At 71.5% G+C, this 17,811-nt stretch carries 11 protein-coding genes; 10 read left to right on the top strand and 1 reads right to left on the bottom strand.

Translation table 11 applies throughout. The annotated features are described in order from the left end of the window. The 4 genes from ACFWV3_RS02920 to mycP all read left to right on the top strand — a co-directional run bounded on the left by ACFWV3_RS02920 (position 1) and on the right by mycP (position 6,596). On the top strand, positions 1–1,863 hold the full coding sequence (locus ACFWV3_RS02920; protein WP_382407541.1) for a hypothetical protein: 1,863 nt from the start codon (positions 1–3) through the stop codon (positions 1,861–1,863). Further along, positions 1,860–2,396, top strand: a complete 537-nt coding sequence (locus ACFWV3_RS02915; RefSeq protein ID WP_382407539.1) for a type VII secretion system-associated protein — start codon at positions 1,860–1,862, stop codon at positions 2,394–2,396. Before ACFWV3_RS02920 ends, ACFWV3_RS02915 begins: the two co-directional genes overlap by 4 nt. Positions 2,397–2,838: 442 nt before the next feature. Next, on the top strand, positions 2,839–5,364 hold the full coding sequence (locus ACFWV3_RS02910) for a hypothetical protein (RefSeq protein WP_382407537.1): 2,526 nt from the start codon (positions 2,839–2,841) through the stop codon (positions 5,362–5,364). Between the two features lie 8 nt (positions 5,365–5,372). Continuing rightward, entirely contained in the window at positions 5,373–6,596 is a 1,224-nt protein-coding gene (gene mycP, locus ACFWV3_RS02905; protein WP_382407535.1) for a type VII secretion-associated serine protease mycosin, read from the top strand. 93 nt (positions 6,597–6,689) lie between these two features. On the opposite strand, the gene eccCa is transcribed toward mycP, so the two are convergent. Then, positions 6,690–10,664, bottom strand: coding sequence for a type VII secretion protein EccCa (eccCa, locus tag ACFWV3_RS02900; protein ID WP_382407533.1), 3,975 nt, complete (start codon positions 10,662–10,664; stop codon positions 6,690–6,692). A gap of 132 nt (positions 10,665–10,796) precedes the next feature. On the opposite strand from eccCa, the gene eccD reads away from it, so the two are divergent. The 6 genes from eccD (at position 10,797) to ACFWV3_RS02870 (ending at position 17,809) form a co-directional block, all read left to right on the top strand. Beyond that, a complete protein-coding gene (eccD, locus tag ACFWV3_RS02895; RefSeq protein ID WP_382407531.1) occupies positions 10,797–12,194 on the top strand; it encodes a type VII secretion integral membrane protein EccD in 1,398 nt (465 codons plus the stop codon). Further along, complete coding sequence (eccB, locus tag ACFWV3_RS02890) at positions 12,194–13,615, top strand: type VII secretion protein EccB (protein ID WP_382407529.1); 1,422 nt, start codon at positions 12,194–12,196, stop codon at positions 13,613–13,615. Before eccD ends, eccB begins: the two co-directional genes overlap by 1 nt. 102 nt (positions 13,616–13,717) lie before the next feature. Beyond that, positions 13,718–14,053: a hypothetical protein gene (locus ACFWV3_RS02885; RefSeq protein WP_382407527.1), complete on the top strand. Its 336-nt coding sequence runs from the start codon at positions 13,718–13,720 to the stop codon at positions 14,051–14,053. Positions 14,054–14,101: 48 nt separating this feature from the next. Then, positions 14,102–14,389, top strand: a complete 288-nt coding sequence (locus ACFWV3_RS02880; RefSeq protein ID WP_382407525.1) for a WXG100 family type VII secretion target — start codon at positions 14,102–14,104, stop codon at positions 14,387–14,389. Between the two features lie 253 nt (positions 14,390–14,642). Then, complete coding sequence (locus tag ACFWV3_RS02875) at positions 14,643–15,128, top strand: hypothetical protein (protein WP_382407523.1); 486 nt, start codon at positions 14,643–14,645, stop codon at positions 15,126–15,128. Between the two features lie 65 nt (positions 15,129–15,193). Then, positions 15,194–17,809 carry a hypothetical protein gene (locus tag ACFWV3_RS02870; RefSeq protein WP_382407521.1) on the top strand — a complete coding sequence of 872 codons (2,616 nt, stop codon included), beginning with the start codon at positions 15,194–15,196 and terminating at the stop codon, positions 17,807–17,809. The last annotated feature ends 2 nt before the right edge of the window (positions 17,810–17,811 follow it).

Here is a 17,811-nt window from a genome sequence, read left to right as displayed (position 1 = left end):
ATGAGTGCCGCGGCTCTGGCGCTGGCCGCCGCACTCCCTCGCGACCCGGACCACGATCTCGTGGTCGTCGACATCGGCATCCCCGTGCCCGCACCACTGCTGACGGCGCTCGCGGATGCTCTGCCACGCGGGCGGCGGGGCGTCCGGCTGATGTTTCCCGGGGCAGGTGCCGAGCAGGCGGTCGCCGTAGGCCGCTGGCTCGCCGCCCACCTGCTCAGGACGTTCCTCGTGCCCTCCGATCCCAGCGACCCGCTGATCAGTGCGGCCGGTGCGGGGGGCGGCACGTGGATCAGGATCGAGCCGGGGCGCGCACCCGAGTGGGACGTCCGGGGGTTCCCGCTGCCGAGCGACCTGGCCACGCAGGAGGACTGGCGGCCGGCCACCCCTTCCTCGCAGGCCGAAACTCTGCCTGTCGGCGTGTGGCTGCGGCCGGAGTGGGAACGGTTCCGGCTGCCGGAGCGCCGCGCCGAGCTCGAACGGGTGCTTCCCCGGCAGTCGGCGGCGTTCGTCGTCGTGCTGGGCGGTGCCGGCCAGACGGAGCTCGACCTCGGCTCGGTGGCGCGGTTCTGGGCCACGCTGACGCCTGCGGACCGGGCCAGGGCGCGGTTCGCGCAGTACGGCCCGGTGAACCTGCCGCAGGGACGCGACCTCGGTCAGGCGCTCGCCGGCCTGCTGGGCGAGGAAGTGAGCTGCTACAACGGCTTTCCGGTGGCACCGGAGCTCGGTTCCGGGGCCCGCACGGTGCTGCCGGGCGGACAGCTGGGCTGGTGCACCTTCGCCCAGGTGTTCTCCTCCGGTCCAGGAACCGCACCACGGCTCAGGGAACACCGTGCACCGGTCGACGGACTCGAGGAGGTCTCACCGGGGGCCTACCGGTGGTCGCCGCAGGCGTTCGTCGAGGTGGTGAGGGCCGGGCTCTGGGTGCGACCGCCCGTGCCTCCCGCCCACGCCGACGAGGTGCGGGCCGTTCCCCTCGATCCCGGCTCGCACGTCCTGCTGTACGAGCCGGCCCTGTGCGAGGCCGCGCTCCAGCTGGCCGACCGCCTGGAGGAGCCGGTCCGCGCGGTGAGCCGGCTGGTTCCTGTCGCGTGGCCGGAAGCGCCTCCCGTGGTGCCGGTCGGTGAACCCTTCTGGCGGCACGTCGGCCCGGACGAAGCGGCGCCGCAGCCGCCGGAACCCGCGCCGGGTGACGAAGAGCCCGATCTCCTCTGGCTCAGCAGGTTGGTGGACCCGTCGCTGTACTCGGCGGCGGAGGAGCCGGCCGCACCGGTCGGAGTGGCCGTCGCATCGGACGCGCGCACGGTGGGAGACGAGAAGACGGAGTCCGGCGCGGCGGCTTCCGGCGACGGGCTGTTCGACGTCGAGGCACTGCGGTCGCAACCCCACCACCGCGGCGCGACCATCGTCACCCTGACACTCACCGATGAGCAGCGGAACATCTACCGGCATGGTGACGTGCTGACCCAGCAAGGCCTTTCGTACGCGCTCACCGCGCCATGCGCCACTCAGGACGGCGACGTGGACCTGGTGGTGTGGTCGGTGACCGGCCGGCTCTGCGCGGAGCTCGAAACCGGAGCGGAGCGGGTCGACGGCAGGGTCGTCTTCCTGCCCGGTACCCGGTTCAAGGTCCTCGGCGTCGCCGAGCCGACGCCCGCGGTCCGCGGCCGGATCGTGCTGAGGGAGCTGTCGGTGGACAGGTCCGCGACCGACGGCGGTGCGCCGGCCGACGAGTCCGCTTTGGACAGGTTCGTGCTGTTGTCCCTGTCCCGCGCGGCAGATCGCTGGGCTCGGGAGCCGGCGAAGGAACGGGTTCCCGCCGCCGTCGCGTTCCAGTTCGAGGCACTGCCGGGGTTCGTCGAATGACCGGCGAACAGCCCCTCGTGGCGCAGTACGCGGAACCGCAGCCGGAGTTCCTCCTGCTGGTCGACCCGGCGTGGACGGCCACCGCCGAGGAACCGGAACCACCGCTGGAGGCCGTGCAGGGCGCCTGGACGTTCACAGCCACCCACCACGGCCGGTTCCGGCCGAGCCCGTTCTACCGTCCGTCCTCATCGGACGTTCCACTCGACCCGGTGGACGCGCTGATGCGGGAGATCGCGGCAGGGCAGGCCGCGGACGACCTCACGAAGCTGCTGGGCGAGGTCGTGCTGAGCGTCGCGCTCGGGGAGGACGGCACGGCGGTCGTCGGCTCGGCTCCGGACGGCACGGCGGTCGTCCTGGTCGCGACCGCCTACGGTCACCGTGACCGGGTGAACGCCGACGACTGGCTCGAGGTGGATGTGCGGGAGTTGGCGGCGGCGCTGCCGGAGCGCGGGGTGGAGGTGCTGCTCAACCCCGGTGCTGCCGCGTCGATGGTGGTGCCGGCCGACGTGATCAGGGAGATCGCGGGCAGCTGACGGGTGGCACATGTCCGCCCTCACGACGACAACGGCTCGCAGGCGTTGGTGACCGTGGTGGTGGCAGATCACGCTTCGTGAGGGTTGTCCCTCTGGTGCGCCAGGGTGTGGCCAGGCTCCGGCCGAGGCCCGCGGAGGCGCCCTAATGTGCGTTCGTGGTGGCATGCCATCGATGCGGGAGCGCGTCTGCGACCGCATCGGCACCTGGTCGTGGACACCGCGGCATCGGGAAGGCTGTGGACGGGGCTCCGCGAGGCGCCTCGGCTCTGGCGGGAGTTCGGTCGTCGTGAAGGTGAAGTCGCTCACGTGAGTCCACTGTGGATCGTGGAGGCCTGTCGGAGTCCTCCGGCGCCGGACTCACGGTGAACCGGTCGTCCCGGCAGGAGGCGACCACCGGACGACGACCTCGCGGACACAGCCACGGGGAACGGCAGGAGTGAGGATGCGTCGGCTCGTGGAACAGGAAGTCCTCGGCGGGTTCGTCGTCGCACGGCTCGGTCGGCACCTCCAGGTCCGGCACCGGTCCGAACCGGAGCCGCGGCCGGCGGCGTCCCTGCCGGTCGTGCCCGGTCTCACGTTCGTCCTGTTCTCCGGACGAGCCAGCGGCGACGGTGTGGTCGAGCACCTGCCGCATCTGCTCCGGCCGTTGGCCGAGGAGGCCGGAGCCGCGACACCGGTGCTGGTCCTCGACTCGGGTGAGGCCGCCGCCCGGTACCTCGCCCGCGAACTGGGACGCGAGGTCCTCGGCTCAGGAGGTGCCGTGGTGTGCGGCCCCGGCGGGTTCCACGCCTGCGCGGGAGGGTGGTGGGCGTTCCGGCCCGGCGCGTCCCCGCGCCTGGTCGGCGCACGGTTGCCCGCCCCGCGCTGGGAGTCCCAGGTGCTGGCCACCGCGGTCAGCAGCGGAGGTGTCGTGGTGGAGCCCGTTCCCGCCGGAGTGCTCGTCCGCTCCGCCACGGCGAAGCCGGCCGACGCGGCACATCCCGCGTTCGCGGTGCCGAGGGACAACACGCGCCCGAAGGTCGTCGTCGACGGCACGGAGCCGGTACCCGGTCCCGGAGCGGTCGCCTCCGTCCTCACCTCGCTGGTGCCCGCCAACGCGGTGCTGGTCGCTTCCACACCGGAGGTGACGACGTCGTCCTGGCAGCTCGAACTGGCGCTCGCGGCCGGTCGCGCAGTCGAGTTCGTGCCCGGCCGGCAGGAGGTGGCCGGGAACGGCGCGATCGCGGCCGTGGCGACGGGCGAGGTGGCGTTCCACCCCTTCCCCGCGCTGCTGCGGCAACCGGCGGGCACCGGGGACCAGGTGGTCGTCGAATCCGCGCCACCGCCGCGCGGCTGGGTGCGGCAAGGCGCCTGCGCCTACCGTCCGTCGACCGGTGCGGACTTCGTCGCGCAGGTCGTGCCCTCCGGCCTGGTGGTGCGTTCCGCCTCCGCCGCTCCCGTCGTGCCTCCGCTGCCCTTCGACCCGTCGTACTGGAACCTCTACCTCGGAACCAGGGACGAGCCCGCCGGCCTGGCCCTGCTCGCGGTTGCGGAACAGCTGATCGCCGGGTTGGAGCCCGCTCAACGGGCCGTGGTGCGGGTACGCGTTCCCGGTGGCTTGGACGACCAGGCGAGTGCGGCGCTGCGCCGTGCGAGGTCACTGGTAGGCAGGGACCCGGTGCCACCGGAGCCCGCGGTGCCGGAGGTGGCTGCACGGCCACGGCCGGACGCGGAGCCGCAGGTCGCTGTGCGGTCGCGGCCGGCCCCGGAACCGGAGGCCGTCGCCGGACCCGCTGTGCAGCGCGTCGCGGAACCGGCGGTCGCGCCGGTCACGCCGGTTCCCGCGGCGCCACCGCCCGCTGCGGCTCCGCCGTCGGGATTCGCCTTCTCCGCTCCTCCGATGATCATGACGACCTCGGCGCCGGTACCCGTGGTGTCCGAACCCGTGTCGCCCGAGTCCGAGCTGGTCGTGCTCGACCCCGCCGCACCCGGACCCGAGGCGGCCCCGGTGCCGGAACCCGAGCTGCCCGAGATCGAGGTGTCGCCCGCCGCCGAGATGGCCGCTGCGGCCGGCCCGGACTCCGGTCCCGTCACCGAGCCGGCGGACCTGGTCGTCGAGCCGGGTGAAGGCGTGCCGGCACAGGACGTGCCACCGCCGGCGAACGCGAGCCCCCTGTCCATCGCGGACCGCAACAGCACGGCGGCGGAGCAGAGCCGGTTCGCGCTGATGGCGGGCGAGGCCTTCACCGAGTCGCTCGCGACCGTCAACTCGGCGATGGCCAACTGGCCGTCGCTGCGGCAGGGGGAGTCGGCGGGGCTGAAGGCCGACTACGTCGCCGTGTGCCTGTTCTTGGGGCGGGGCGAGCTGGCGGGAGCCGCGGTGGGCGACGCGGTGCGGGCAGGCCGGCAGCCGTCGGTGGAAGGGTTCCTCCCGTGCCTCGTGTCCGGTGTCCGGCGGCTGCCGGTGCACCGCGGCCCGGTGTTGCGGCAGGCGTTGAAAGCCGAGGCGCTGGAATACCGCAGCAGCACCGGAACGGTGCTGACCGAGCCGGGCGTCCTGATCGCGGCCACCAGTCTCGACGTGACCCATGTGGACGCCGAACTGGACGTGCTCATCTGGCCCGCGACCGCACGCCGCACAGCCGACCTGGTGGCGAGTCGTTCCCTGGCCGAGGCCGTGTTCGCTCCGGCGGCGCGCTTCAAGAAGCTGGCGGTCCGCACGCTCGAGGCCGACGCCGAGCACGAAGGCCCGGCCGCACCCAGGATCGCGGTGCTCTTCCGCGAGCTCGCGCCGGAGGAGGGCGAGGTGGCGGAGGAGCTGGACCAGCGCGACGAGGCGGCTCTGGGCAAGCTGGACCGGGCTCTCGCCCGCCGGCAGCGGACGGCTCTGCGGGTCGTGGAGGATCCCGAACTGGTCGCGCGGCTCACGGGTTCGATGATCGAGTGGCATGCGCCGGCGGCGGCCGACCGGACCGCGGCGGCCTCCTGATGCGCCCGGTGAGCGCACTGGTGACCGCGTGCGTCCTGGCCGTGCTGACGACGGCACCGGCGAGTGCGCAGCCGCAGCCGGTTCCCGGCAACCAGAAGGGATGCCTGCAACCTCCGGAGGGCACGGCCACGGACGTGCCGTGGGCTCAGCAGCTTCTGGCGCCGCAACGGGTGTGGCCGGTGAGCAGGGGAGCGGGCGTCACGGTCGCGGTGGTCGACACCGGTGTGGACGGCACTGTGCCCCAGCTCGCCGGCGGCAGGGTCCTGCCGGGGATCGACGTGACGACCGCGCAGCGGGGCAGGGCGGACTCCGACTGCTACGGGCACGGGACGTTCCTCGCCGGCATCATCGCGGCGCGTGCCGTGCCGGGCACGGCGTTCGCGGGGGTGGCGCCGGACGCGACCATCCTGCCGATCCGGTGCGCGACCTCGGTGGGCGACGACGGTCCCGGCGTGCTCACCCCCGACCGCATCGCCGCGGGCATCCGTGCCGGCGTGGACGCGGGCGCGAAGGTGGTCAACGTGTCGGCCAGCACGACGGCACCGTCCGAGGCACTGGCAGCGGCGGTGGACCACGCGGCCGCGAAGGACGTGGTCGTCGTGGCGTCGGCGTCCAACAACGCGCTCGAAGGCGACGCCAAGACCTATCCCGCCGCCTATCCCGGTGTGATCGCGGTGGGAGCCGTGGACATGTCGGGGCAGCGCGCGAGCTTCTCGCAGACCGGGCCGCACCTGTCGCTCGTCGCACCGGGTGTGGACGTGGTGAGCACCGGTCCCGGCGGACCGGGCCACTGGCAGGGCAGCGGGACCAGCTACGCGGCGCCGTTCGTCGCGGGCGCGGCCGCCCTGGTTCGCGCATATCGGCCGGAACTGAGCGCCGCGCAGGTGAAGCACCGCCTGGAGGTCACGGCCGACCACCCGTCCATCGTGCTCCCGGACACCGGTCTCGGCTGGGGAACGGTGAACCTGATGGCGGCGGTGACCACCGTGTTGCCGGAGGAGGTGCCGGCCTCGCGCGGCGCGGTCGTCACTCCCGCGCCTGTTGCGGCGCCCACTGAGGGGACGCGCGACGACGTCGGCGCACAGCTCGCCCTCGGAGTCGCCGCGGTGGGTGCGGTTCTGGTGCTCGTCGTGCTGCTGGGTGCCCGGCTGGTCTCCGCGGGGCGCAGGAGGGGCTGGCGCCGGGCCGCGGTCGTCGAGGTCGTGTCTCTCGACCAGGACAGGCCGGCCTGACCGGTTCGCCCGCTTTCGGCGCACCGGTCAGCCCGGTGTGCAGGGCGGGTGGCGCGGGTTTCCCCTGACCTGCCTCCACCCGCCTCTCCTGGGTCAGCCCTCCCCGTCGACCTGAGGGGTCTGGACGAGGCGCACCGCCCGGCGGCGGTTGACGTACTGGCCGCGGCCGACCGGCAGGGTGCGGGGCTTGAGCGGTCCCAGGAACGACCCCTCCTGCTTGGGACAGGACAGCACCAGCGCGGGCGTGCCCAGCTCCCACATCCGGCGGATGGCGGGGTTCGACATCGATCGGCCCGCACCCGCGGTGCCCCGCGCGATGATCACGTGCACGCCGATGTCGGAGGCGTCGGCCAGAACCGGCAGCAGCGGTTGCAACGGACCGGCGCCGCCGGCGGACTCGGCGAGCTCGAAGTCGTCGATCACGACGAAGAGGCGGCCACCCTTCCACCAGTCGCGCTTGGGCAGCCTGCTCGGCGCGATCTCCGGGCCGGGGATCCGCTTCTCGATCACGGACGCCGCGCCCGCGATGGACCTCGTCAGCGCCTCCACACCGACCGCGTACTCCAGCTGGTGGTCCTCGGGAACGGCGTCGCGCAGCTCCCGCCCGAAGTCGCCGAACATGATCCTCGCCTCGTCGGTGGTGTGGTGGGCGGCGATGGACTTCGCGATGTGCCGCAACAGGTTGGTCTTGCCCGTCTCGGCGTCGCCGTAGATCAGCAGGTGCGGGCTGGCGTCGAAGTCGTGCCACAGCGGACCCAGGTCCACGTCGTCGATCCCCAGCGGGATCCGGATCTCGGCCGACGGGGACGGCGCGGTCGCGGCGGGGAGCTCGGAGACGCGCAGGGTGGCCGGCAGCATCCGCACCTGCGGTGCCGCGGGGCCACCGGGAACGGCGAGGGCCTCCGCGAGCTCCAGCGTCGCGTCGGCGAGGTCCTCCGTGCCGGACAGTCCGTCGATGCGGGGGAGCGCGGCCAGGAAGTGCAACCTGTCCGGCGTGATCCCGCGTCCGGGGATCGCCGGGACCGTTGCCGCGAAACGACTGTTGACCTCGGAGTCGACCGGGTCACCCAGCTTCAGCTCGAGCCGGGTGCCGATCACGTCCCTCAGCCACGGCCGCATCTCCGACCACCTGTTGGTGGCGACGACCAGGTGCACGCCGAAGCTGAGCCCCCGTGCCGCGATCTCGGTGAACTTGTCCTCCAGTTCGTCGAAGTCCTGCCGGATCGTGTACCAGCCGTCGACCACCAGGAACACGTCGCCGTACGGGTCGATGTCGTGGAACATCCCCTGTTTGCGCGCCCGCCGGTAGGACGTCATGGAGTCGATGTTGTGCTCGGCGAAGATGGTCTCGCGCCTGGCCATCAGGTTGGTCACCTCGAGCACCGTGCGCGTGACCCGGTCGCGATCGAGGCGGTTCGCGATGCTGCCGACGTGGGGGAGCCTGGCGAGCGAGCTGAGCGTGCCACCGAAGTCGAGGCAGTAGAACTGCACCTCGCTCGCGTCGTGGGTCAGCGCCAGTGCGGCGATCATAGTGCGCAGCAACGTGCTCTTGCCGCTCTGCGGGCCGCCGACCACGCCCGCGTTCCCCTTGCCGCCGGAGAGGTCGGCGACGAGGAGGTCCCGTCGTTGTTGCGCGGGCAGGTCGATCAGTCCGAGGGGGACGGTCAGCGCGAAGTCCGTGCCGTTCATCGGCCGCAGACCCGCGGCCGGGTCCTCCACGAGCGGCGGGAGCAGTTGGTCGAGCGTCGCGGACTGCCTCAGCGGCGCCAGCCAGACCTGGTGCGCGCGCGGCCCGACACCGACCAGCCGGCGCAGCAGCACGTCGAGCATCGTCTCGTTGACCTCCGACTCCGCCTCCGCCTCTGGTTCCGGCGTCGGCTCCGCCGGTTGCGGAGGTGGCACGTACGCGGTGCCGAACGCCACGACGCGTTGTTCCACCTCGATCTCCCGGCGCTGGCGGCGCTTCGCCCGGTAGGGAGCGGAGGAGTAGGCGCCCTTGAACCGGACCAGCGTCTGGGTGTCGGGGCGCAGGTAACCGTTGCCGGGACTGCTGGGCAGCTCGTACGCGTCGGGAACGCCGATGATGCTGCGGCTCTCCATGGCGGAGAACGTGCGCAGACCGATCTTGTACGACAGGTGGGACTCGATCTTGTGGATGCGTCCCTCGTCGAGCCGCTGGGACGCCAGCAGGAGGTGCACGCCCAGGCTTCGACCCAACCGGCCGATCATCGCGAACACGTCGATGAACTCGGGCTTGCTGGACAGCATCTCGCTGAACTCGTCCACGACGATGAACAGGGCGGGCATGGGTTCCAGCTGGACGCCCTGGGACCGCGCGGCCTCGTAGTCGCGGCGCGAGGCGTAGTTCCCGGCCGCGCGCAGGTGTTCCTGCCTGCGGTTGAGCTCACCGGTGAGCGCGTCCTGCATCCGGTCGACGAGCTCCAGCTCCTCAGCGAGATTCGTGATCACGGCGGAGGTGTGCGGGAGCTCGTCGAACCCCAGGAAGGCCGCGCCGCCCTTGAAGTCGACCAGGACGAAGTTGAGGTCCTCCGACGAGTGCGTGGCGGCCAGCGCCAGCACGAGGGTCCGCAGCAGCTCGCTCTTGCCGGAACCGGTGGCACCGATGCAGATGCCGTGCGGTCCCATGCCGTCCTCCGCGGACTCCTTGATGTCCAGCTCGAGCGGCGCGCCCGTGCTCGAGATGCCGATGGGCACGCGCAGCCGCCGCTTGGCGCTGGACCGTTCCCTGCGGTACCGCACCGGTTCGAACAACGCCACGTCACCCAGGCCGAGCAGGCCCGCCAGGTCGTAGTCGGCCGCCATCGGCTCGTCGTCCTCGGTCAGCTCGCCGACGCGGAACCGCGCCATCGTCCTGGCCAGCGCCCCCGCCGCCGCGTCGCTGAGGAGGTCGGGTGTGCACAGAGGACTCGTCGACGACTTGCCGACGCGGTCGAACCCGACCGTGCGGGCCTCGTCCTGGTCGACCTCGAGGAAGAGCACGCCCGGCCGGTGCCGCCACGGCAGCGAGCCGCTGACGTCGAGCACGATCGCGTTGCGGTATCCCTCCTCCACCGCCCGGTGGTCCTCCGGCACTCTGACCCCGTCCACGACGATGATCACGAACGGCTCCGACGCGGTGACCGGGCTGTCCGCCTCGAACCTGGGCCTGGCGGTGAACGACGGCCCGCCGAGCAGCAGCTCCACCGCGCCGATGTCGTCCGCGACCAGCCGCCGCGGTCCCGCCGCGTCGATGCTCTCGAGGTCCTGGTTGTGCGGCAACCACTTCACCCAGTCCCAGCGGCCTCTCCGCTCCTCGGTGACGCACACCGCGATGCGGGCGTCACCCGGTGCGTGGGCGGTGGCGAATTGGGCGATGATGGCGCGCGTCATGCCGAGCACGGCCTCGTTGTCCCCGCTGAGCTGGACCTGGCCGAAACCGCGAAGGTAGACCGCGATCGGCGCCTTGGGCAGCGTCGCGTAGGCGCGCAGGAACCGCCGGAGGGCGTGGGCCGCCATCGGTTCCAGGTCCTCGACGGGTTTGGTGCTGGGGGGAAGCAGCCTGGTCGTCGACCGCTGCGCGCCCAGGCCGATGCGCACCTCGCCGAAGTCGTCGTGCGTCGGCCTGCGTTCCCAGAGCCGGTACCCGAGCGCGATCGACCACAGCGCGCGCGGGTCCGGGTGCACCCAGCGCGCCGCACGTTGCTGTGCCAGCAGGCCTTTGCGCACCTGGCCGCGCAGCTGGGTCAGGTACCTGATGTAGTCACGGCGGTGACCGTGCAGCTGTTGCTTGTGCGTCACGGAGTTGCGGGCGAGCTGCACGACGAGCATGCCCACGACGGACAACACCATCATGCCGCCGCCGATGTACGCGAGCGCGCCCGCGCCGGGCCGCACGAACATCATCACCATGGCCATCGAACCGAGGCCCATCGGCGCGTACATGAGCACGGAACTCATCCCGCCGCCGGTGTTCTCCGGTACCGAAGGCGGTTCCTGGATCTCGATCTCGGTGTCTGGCGCGTTCGGCTTCTGCCGCCGGCTGCGGCGCGCGAACAGGACCGTGCTCACATGTTCTCCTCGGTGAGTGAACTTCCCCCATTTCGCGTCGGAGAACCCCGGAGGTCCCAGGGGCTCACGCGCGCGGCTTAGGTTCTGGCCTGGATCGGGTGACGAACCGCAGCGGAAGGGGTGGCGCACCGTATGGAAGAACAGCCACAGCATCGCACAACGACATCCGCGAAGCTACGGTTCGTACTGGGCAGCAAGACCATGGACGTCGCGCTTCCCGTCGACGTTCCCCTGGTGGAGCTCCTGCCCGCGGTGCTGCCCCAGTTCGGTGCCGAGCGCGTGGAGGAGGGTGCCGACCACGAGGGCTGGGTGGTGCAGCGCGTGGGCGAGGCGCCGTTCGACGAGGACCGCACCCTCGCGGAGCTGAACCTGCTCGACGGGGAGATGGTGCACTTCAGGCCGCGGGCCGACCAGTTCGCCGCGATCGACTACGACGACCTGGTGGACGGTGTCGGCGAGCAGGTCCGGGAGCACCCCGGCGCGTGGGACCCCGCGAAGACGCGGTGGCTGCTCAGGGCGGCCTCGTCCGTCCTGCTGCTCACCGGAGTCGTGGTCCTGCCGGGAGCGGGACCGGTTGCCGTGCAGGCGGCGCTGGCCGGTCTCGTGGCGGTCGTGCTGCTGGGGGCGGCGGCGATGGTCGCCCGTGGCGTGGCCAGACCGCGGTCGGCGACCGTCCTCGCGGGAACGGCGTGCGGATATGCCGCTGTGTGCGGGGATCTGCTGGTGCGGGTCGTCAGCGCGGACCCGGCGGCGACGGCCAGGCTCACGAGCGCTTCTGCGGCCGTGCTGCTCGCGCTCACGGTCGGGCTCGTCGCGGTGGCGGACTCCGGGCTCCTGTTCGCGGGAGCGTTCCTCTTCACCGCCGTCATGGGCGCCACCGGCCTCGCCGGGTCGCTGTTCCCGGTCGACGCGTACGAAGCGGTCGCCATCGGACTCACGCTGAGCCTCGTCGCGAGCGCGTTCGTGCCCTCGATCGCCTTCCGGTTGTCCGGACTGACGTTGCCCATGCTGCCGACCGGCGCCGGCGAGCTGAGCGACGACATCGAACCGGTGCCGCACAAGGTGATCGTGGAACGTGGCGCCGCCACGGTGAGCTACTCGACCTCGCTGCACGTGGGGCTGGGACTCGCCCAGGCGCTGCTGCTGCCCTTCCTGGTCGCGAGCGGGCACGTGTGGGCGATGGTGCTGGCGCTGGTGATGGCGTTGCTGCTGGTGCTGCGGTCCAGGCATCCGAGCGTGCTCGTGCCCCGGTGGGCGCACGTGGTACCCGCCGGTGCGGCGGTCGTGGCGAGTCTGGTGCACGTCGCCGCCGGGCAGCCCGCGCTCAACCGGATCGTGCTCCTGTTCGTCCCGGTCCTTGTGGCAGGGCTGCTCGCACTCCTCGCCGCGGAACGCCTGGCGGGCAGGCGGTTGCGGCCGTACTGGGGCCGTGCCGTCGAGGTCCTGGAGACGGTCACCGCGATCGCCGTGGTGCCCATCCTGCTCCAGGTCCTGGGTGTGTACGCGACGATGCGCGGATTGGCGGGCTGATGCAGTCCAAGAGGGATCAGGTACAGGCCTACTTCTTCGTGGTGAGCCGGCTGGTGTCCGCTGTGGTCACCGGAAAGCCGGACGTCCTCGATTCGCCGTACAAGCGCCTCAACACGGGTACGGTTTTCGGAGTACTGGTCGCCGGGATCCTGATGGCCGTCTTCGGCATCTACGGAATCTTCGCCCCCGGCGGGAACGACAGCTGGAAGCAGAACGGCTCGATCGTCATGGACGAGTCGTCGGGCACCCGGTACGCCTACCTGGGCGGGGAGCTGCGGCCGGTGCTCAACTACGCGTCCGCGCGACTGGCGACCGGCGACGCGAGCGGCGGCGTCGTGCACTCGGTGTCGCGCAAGTCCCTCGGCGACACCCCTGTCGGCCAGGCGATCGGCATCGTCGGTGCTCCCGACGCGCTTCCCGCGGCCGACAAGCTCTCCTCGGGGCCGTGGACGACCTGCGTGCAGGCCGCACCGTCCACGTCGGCAGGTGCGTTGCCCGTCGTCACCGTGCTGCTGGGCCAAGCGCCGGGGCGGAAGGTCGCGGACGGCGAGGCCCTGCTGGTATCCCTTCCGGACGGTCAGATCCACCTCGTGTGGCAGGGCAGGCGTCATCTCGTCGCCGGCCGGGACTTCCTCGAAGCCCTGGGCTACGGGGACACCCGCCCGATGGCGGTGACGGCCGCGTGGCTCAACCCGATCGAGCAGGGGCCGGACATCTCGATGCCGAGCACGGAGGGAGCGGGCCGGCCCGGCCCGGTCATCGAGGGGAGACCGCGGACGATCGGACAGGTGCTGCGCGTGCGCAACCCCGCGGTCGACTCCGACCAGCTCTACCTGCTGCGCCAGGACGGAGTGGTCCCGTTGAGCCGGACCGCCGCGGCGCTGGTGCTCGCGGCGCCCGGCACCCGGCAGGCCTATCCGGACGGTGTGGTCGCTCCCGTCGACGTCGGTCCCGTGGCGTTGCGGGGAATTCCGGTTCCCGATGACGTCGACTACCTGAACGGCCTGCCACCCCAGCCACCGAAGATCGTGAGTGCTCCGCGGGACAACTACGCGTGCGTGCGGTACGAGCTCCGTGCGGGCGGCACCGATGGGGAGACCGAGTTTCTCCCCGCGTCCGTTGTGGACGGCAGTGCCGTACCCGTGGGCGAGCACGAGGCGGGAGCGGTGGCGGACCGCGTGGCGGTGCTCCCCGGTGGCGGCGCGCTCGTCAGGAACCAGCCCGCGCCAGGGGCGCAGGGCCAGGCCCTGAGCCTGATCAGCGAGAACGGCGTCCGATATCCGATCGCCGACGCGGACACGCTGACAGCACTGGGGTTCCGGGAAGATCTCGCCGTCCCGACACCGCCGTCCCTGCTCGGCCTGCTGCCGGCAGGGCCGGTGCTGAGCCGTGCCGCCGCACTTCGGACCTGGTCGCCGTGAGTGGAGTCCCTCCCCTTGCGCTTCCCGTGCCGCGCTCGCCGTGAGACGCGACTCGGAATACATACGCTCGGAAACGCAACACCCGATGAGGAGGAGTGCGTCGTGTCCCATTCGACTTCAGTTGACGGTGATCAGATCACCAGGCTCGCGGAGAAGCACCGGACCACCGCGGAGGACATCAAGGGCCAGCTGCAGCAGCTCAGGAACCACGTGGCGGAGACGGCCAGCCGCAGCACGAGTGGCGCCACCACGGCGTTGCAGTCGACCTGCGACGAGTGGATCAACGCGTTGGAGCGCAACGTCCTCGCGCACCTGGGCGCGATGGCGGACAACATCGTGCGCGAGAGCAAGAACCAGGAAGGGACCGACCAGGAGGCCAACAAGGCGATCCTCAACGTTCCGATGATCACCGGTTCCTTCCTCGGTGCCGGCGCCTGATCGGAAGAGCCGGGTCTTTCTCGAACACCCCGAAGGGATTCGCAACAGATGATCACCTACGACTACACCGTCATCGACGAGTGCGTGTCGGCGATGGCACGCAAGGCGGAGGAGATCCTCCGCCAGACCAACGACATGCGCAGTCAGGTGCAGAGCGCGATGGTCGAGTGGAAGGGCTCCACCGCGGACTCGTACAACACGATCGCGAACGACCTCGCGAACGACCTCCAGCAAAACCACGACAACCTGGGCCTGCTGAAGACCGCGCTGGTGAACGCCGCGGAACGGATGCAGCAGCAGGACTCCAGCGGCGCGAAGTCGATCCAGACCTGGTAGTGCTGCTCCACCCGACGCGGTGTGCCGGTTCCGCTCGGTGCACCGCGTCCGCCGTCGCTCTCGTGCGTGTCCACCGGAGTCTCCGTCCTCAACGGACAACCGGTTGGTGAGGGATCTTCCCCCAGGTGCGGAGGGCCTGTCCGTCGATCGTGACAGAGCCCACCACGATGGCAGTATTTCGAGTGAAAGTCCTGGTTTCCCAGGCGATCGGCGTGGTACGGCCCGTCACTCGCCTGTCCGAGGAGGTCTGACCATGGCCACGAAGTTCGACCCGGAAGTCGTCAAGGCGTCGGCCGACAGGATCGGCTCGATCATGCACGACATGAGTGCGTTCAGCGCGCTGAAACCGCACTGGCCCGACGCTGGCAAGTTCGAGCTCGCGGCGTGGCTGGAGCGCATCGTCGACGACCGGCGCAACGGCGTCGTCGCGCACGCGGACTACCTGAAGATCGCGATGGAACGCATGAGGGTGGGGCTCACGAAGATCGCGGAGGACTTCCAGAACGCCGACGGTGAGAACGCCGACCGGATCAGGACGAGCATCACCGATCTCCAGGCGAAGATCGCCGACGGCGTCGGCAGGCTGGCCGAGGAGACCGAGGCCAGGGAGCACAACTTCACGAGCGCCGGTGGGAACGTCAGGCCCGACGACGGGTACAGCCAGCCGACGAAGCCCGCCTCCGCGCCTCCCGCGGCACCCGCGCCCACCGCCGCGCCCGCGCCGGCCCCGAAGCACTGACGGCGGCCCTGTTCCCGACGTTCGTCCGTCCACCAATCAAGTCCTCCCGGTAAGGAAGTCGATCAGTGGCCGAGACCCAGAGCAACGACTTGCTGGTAGGCGCGTACGACGACACGGCTCCAGGGTTCAACGCACGGCAGTACACGAGCTACGAAGCGCTGGCGAACGTGGTCAAGGACTTGATCTACGGCGCGCGTGGCGGGAGCAACGGCCTCGAGGGCAAGTTGTCCTCCCACCACGCCGCGGAGACGTTCTACGACCTCGGTTACGCCTTCGCCAAGGCGACCAAGCGCCTGGGCGAGGTCAACGACGCGTTCGCGGCCGAGGTCAAGAAGATGGGTGAGGCGCTGGAGGGTTCCGCCGGCGAGGAGTTCCAGAAGTACGCCAAGGACCTGCTCAAGGAGAGCGAGGAGGTCTTCCAGACGTTGAGCCGCAGGGACTTCGGCATGTCCGTCGGCAACATCGGCCATGCGATCCAGTGGTTCGCGAACGAGTGGTGGACGCTGGTCGACAAGTACGACGCCCACCGCGTGAAGGAGAGCACGCGTATCAAGAACGTGGGCAAGGAGGGGATCCGCTACCTCGCGAACAACGCGAACGGCAACGACGTCAGCGCGCTGATCGACCAGCTGGCCAAGAAGACCAACGAGGCGATCAAGAAGCTCGACGACGACGTGGAGAAGAAGCTCCTGGCCGCCCTCCAGGACCTCACGACCAACCTCAGCGGCCAGTACACCTCGAGGGGTCAGGACCTCGTCCCGCTGATGATCATCAGCGGTCTGTCGAAGGCGCAGGACCCCCGTTACGACGGCAAGCTTCCCGAGAAGCAGGGCGCCACTGGTGGTGCCGGCAAGGAAGACCCCAGGAGCTCCGACGCGTACCGGCAGGCCTTCGGAGAGGCCAGAAAGGCCTCCGAGGCAGACCTCGACAAGCTCATCGCCGGGACGGACGATCCGGTGAAGAAGGCCGCTTACGAAGACGCGAAGGAGCAGCTGGGCGCCGCCTTGTCCGAACCGGAACTCGTCAACGGGACGGTCACCAGGGACAACGGCGCCACCCCTGACGCCGAGGTCACCAACCCCGCCAGGGCCGAAGAGGCAGGAGGCCTGCCCTCGACGGCCTCCGCCGGCCCTGCTCCCGACACCGGGTCCGGCGCGACGACCTCGGCGAGCCCGGCGGCCGGCCAGGCCGCCGCTGAGCGGCAGGCCGGTCTCGACGCCGCGAAGCAGGCCGCGGACCAGGCCATCGACGCGCTCGGTGCTCCGGTGACCTCGCCCTCCGGCGACGGGTCCTCGCCCGCGCCCGCCGGGCCGTCCTCGCTTCCCGCTGGTGGTGCGGGTGACACGCCCGTGGGCGGGGCACTTCCGGCCGGCGGCAGCGGTACGCCTGCGCAGCAGGAAGCCGACCGCAAGCGGCAGAAGGCGCTGGACGACGCGAAGAAGGCCGCCGACGACGCCATCGACGGCCTGACGGGTGACTCCGGAGCAGGACTCCCGGGAGCCGGTGGCGGCGGCACGCCCTCCCCGGCCGAGCAGCAGGCGGCCGGTGACGCCAAGGCCGCGGCGAGCAAGGCGCTCGACGACCTCGCAGGCCAGACCGACGATCCGGCCCGCAAGCAGGCTCTGCAGGACGCTCAGGCCGCGGCCGAGAAGGCGATCGACGGCATCACCGACGCCGGCACACCGTCGACCTCGTCGGACGGCCCGGCGGAGCAGGCAGCCGGTGGCGGTGGTGGCGCGGGCGCCGAGCCACTCGACCAGAAGTCCGCCGAGGCGTACGGGGATGCCAAGCACGCGGCGAGCAAGGCGATCGACGACCTCATCGCCGGAACCGACGACCCCGTGCGGAAGGCGGCGCTGGAACAGGTCAAGGAGACGGCGGAGAACGCGATCGACAACGCCGTCGACCCCGGTCATCACCGGGCCGTCGAGGACGCGAAGGACCAGGCGCAGAAGGCGGTCGACCAGCTCGGACAGCCTGCGGGCAGCGCTGACCACCAGCAGGCGGTCGACGCCGCCAGGAAGGCCATCGACGGGCTGGACGACGCGCGTGACCCCTCGGCGCCCGACTACGCCGAGAGGACGGCGGCCGCCAAGGCCGCCGCGGACCAGGCGATCGACGGGCTCGCGGGCACGGATTCCGGGCCGCAGCGGGCGGAGGCGCTGGACGCGGCCAAACAGGCCGTGCACAAGGCCATCGACAGCATCGGTTCGGTCGGCGGCACCTCCGCGTCGGGACGTGCGCTGGAGGACTTCCTCAACCCCGCGACGGGATCCGGTTCCGGCGGCGGTGCCGGCTCGGGCGGCGGGGGTGGCCTTCCGTCGATCGGTGGTCTGGGCGAGAGCCCCGGCGGTGGTGGCACCGCGGGAGCCTCGTCCGGGCCGCAGACCCACTTCGACACCGACGCGGCCCGCCAACGCGGCCTCGTCCCTCCCGGTGTGCCCGCGTCCGTGTCGGCCGGTGCATCGCCGGGTGTGCCCGCCGGAGGGTTCCCGGGGGCGGGTGCGCAGGGGATGCCGATGGCGCCGGGCATGCCTCCCATGGGCGGCATGGGGGGCATGGGCGGGAGCCCCGGCGGTGACAAGGAGCGCGAACCACAGGTGTGGATCCAGGCCGCTGAGGGCAGCTGGGCCGACGACAACGACGACAGGCCCCGCTCACCGGTGCTGGGACGGGACTGACC

Origin of the sequence: Lentzea sp. NPDC059081 (assembly GCF_042738015.1) — a bacterium.
Lineage (GTDB): Bacteria > Actinomycetota > Actinomycetes > Mycobacteriales > Pseudonocardiaceae > Lentzea.
This window is presented reverse-complemented; position numbering and strand designations above follow the sequence as displayed.

Excerpts from the sequence above, each read along its gene's own strand:
- ACFWV3_RS02920 (WP_382407541.1), top strand. The coding sequence starts at position 1 with ATGAGTGCCGCGGCTCTGGCGCTGGCCGCCGCACTCCCTCGCGACCCG.
- ACFWV3_RS02915 (WP_382407539.1), top strand. The coding sequence starts at position 1,860 with ATGACCGGCGAACAGCCCCTCGTGGCGCAGTACGCGGAACCGCAGCCG.
- ACFWV3_RS02910 (WP_382407537.1), top strand. The coding sequence starts at position 2,839 with ATGCGTCGGCTCGTGGAACAGGAAGTCCTCGGCGGGTTCGTCGTCGCA.
- eccD (WP_382407531.1), top strand. The coding sequence starts at position 10,797 with ATGGAAGAACAGCCACAGCATCGCACAACGACATCCGCGAAGCTACGG.
- eccB (WP_382407529.1), top strand. The coding sequence starts at position 12,194 with ATGCAGTCCAAGAGGGATCAGGTACAGGCCTACTTCTTCGTGGTGAGC.
- ACFWV3_RS02880 (WP_382407525.1), top strand. The coding sequence starts at position 14,102 with ATGATCACCTACGACTACACCGTCATCGACGAGTGCGTGTCGGCGATG.
- ACFWV3_RS02875 (WP_382407523.1), top strand. The coding sequence starts at position 14,643 with ATGGCCACGAAGTTCGACCCGGAAGTCGTCAAGGCGTCGGCCGACAGG.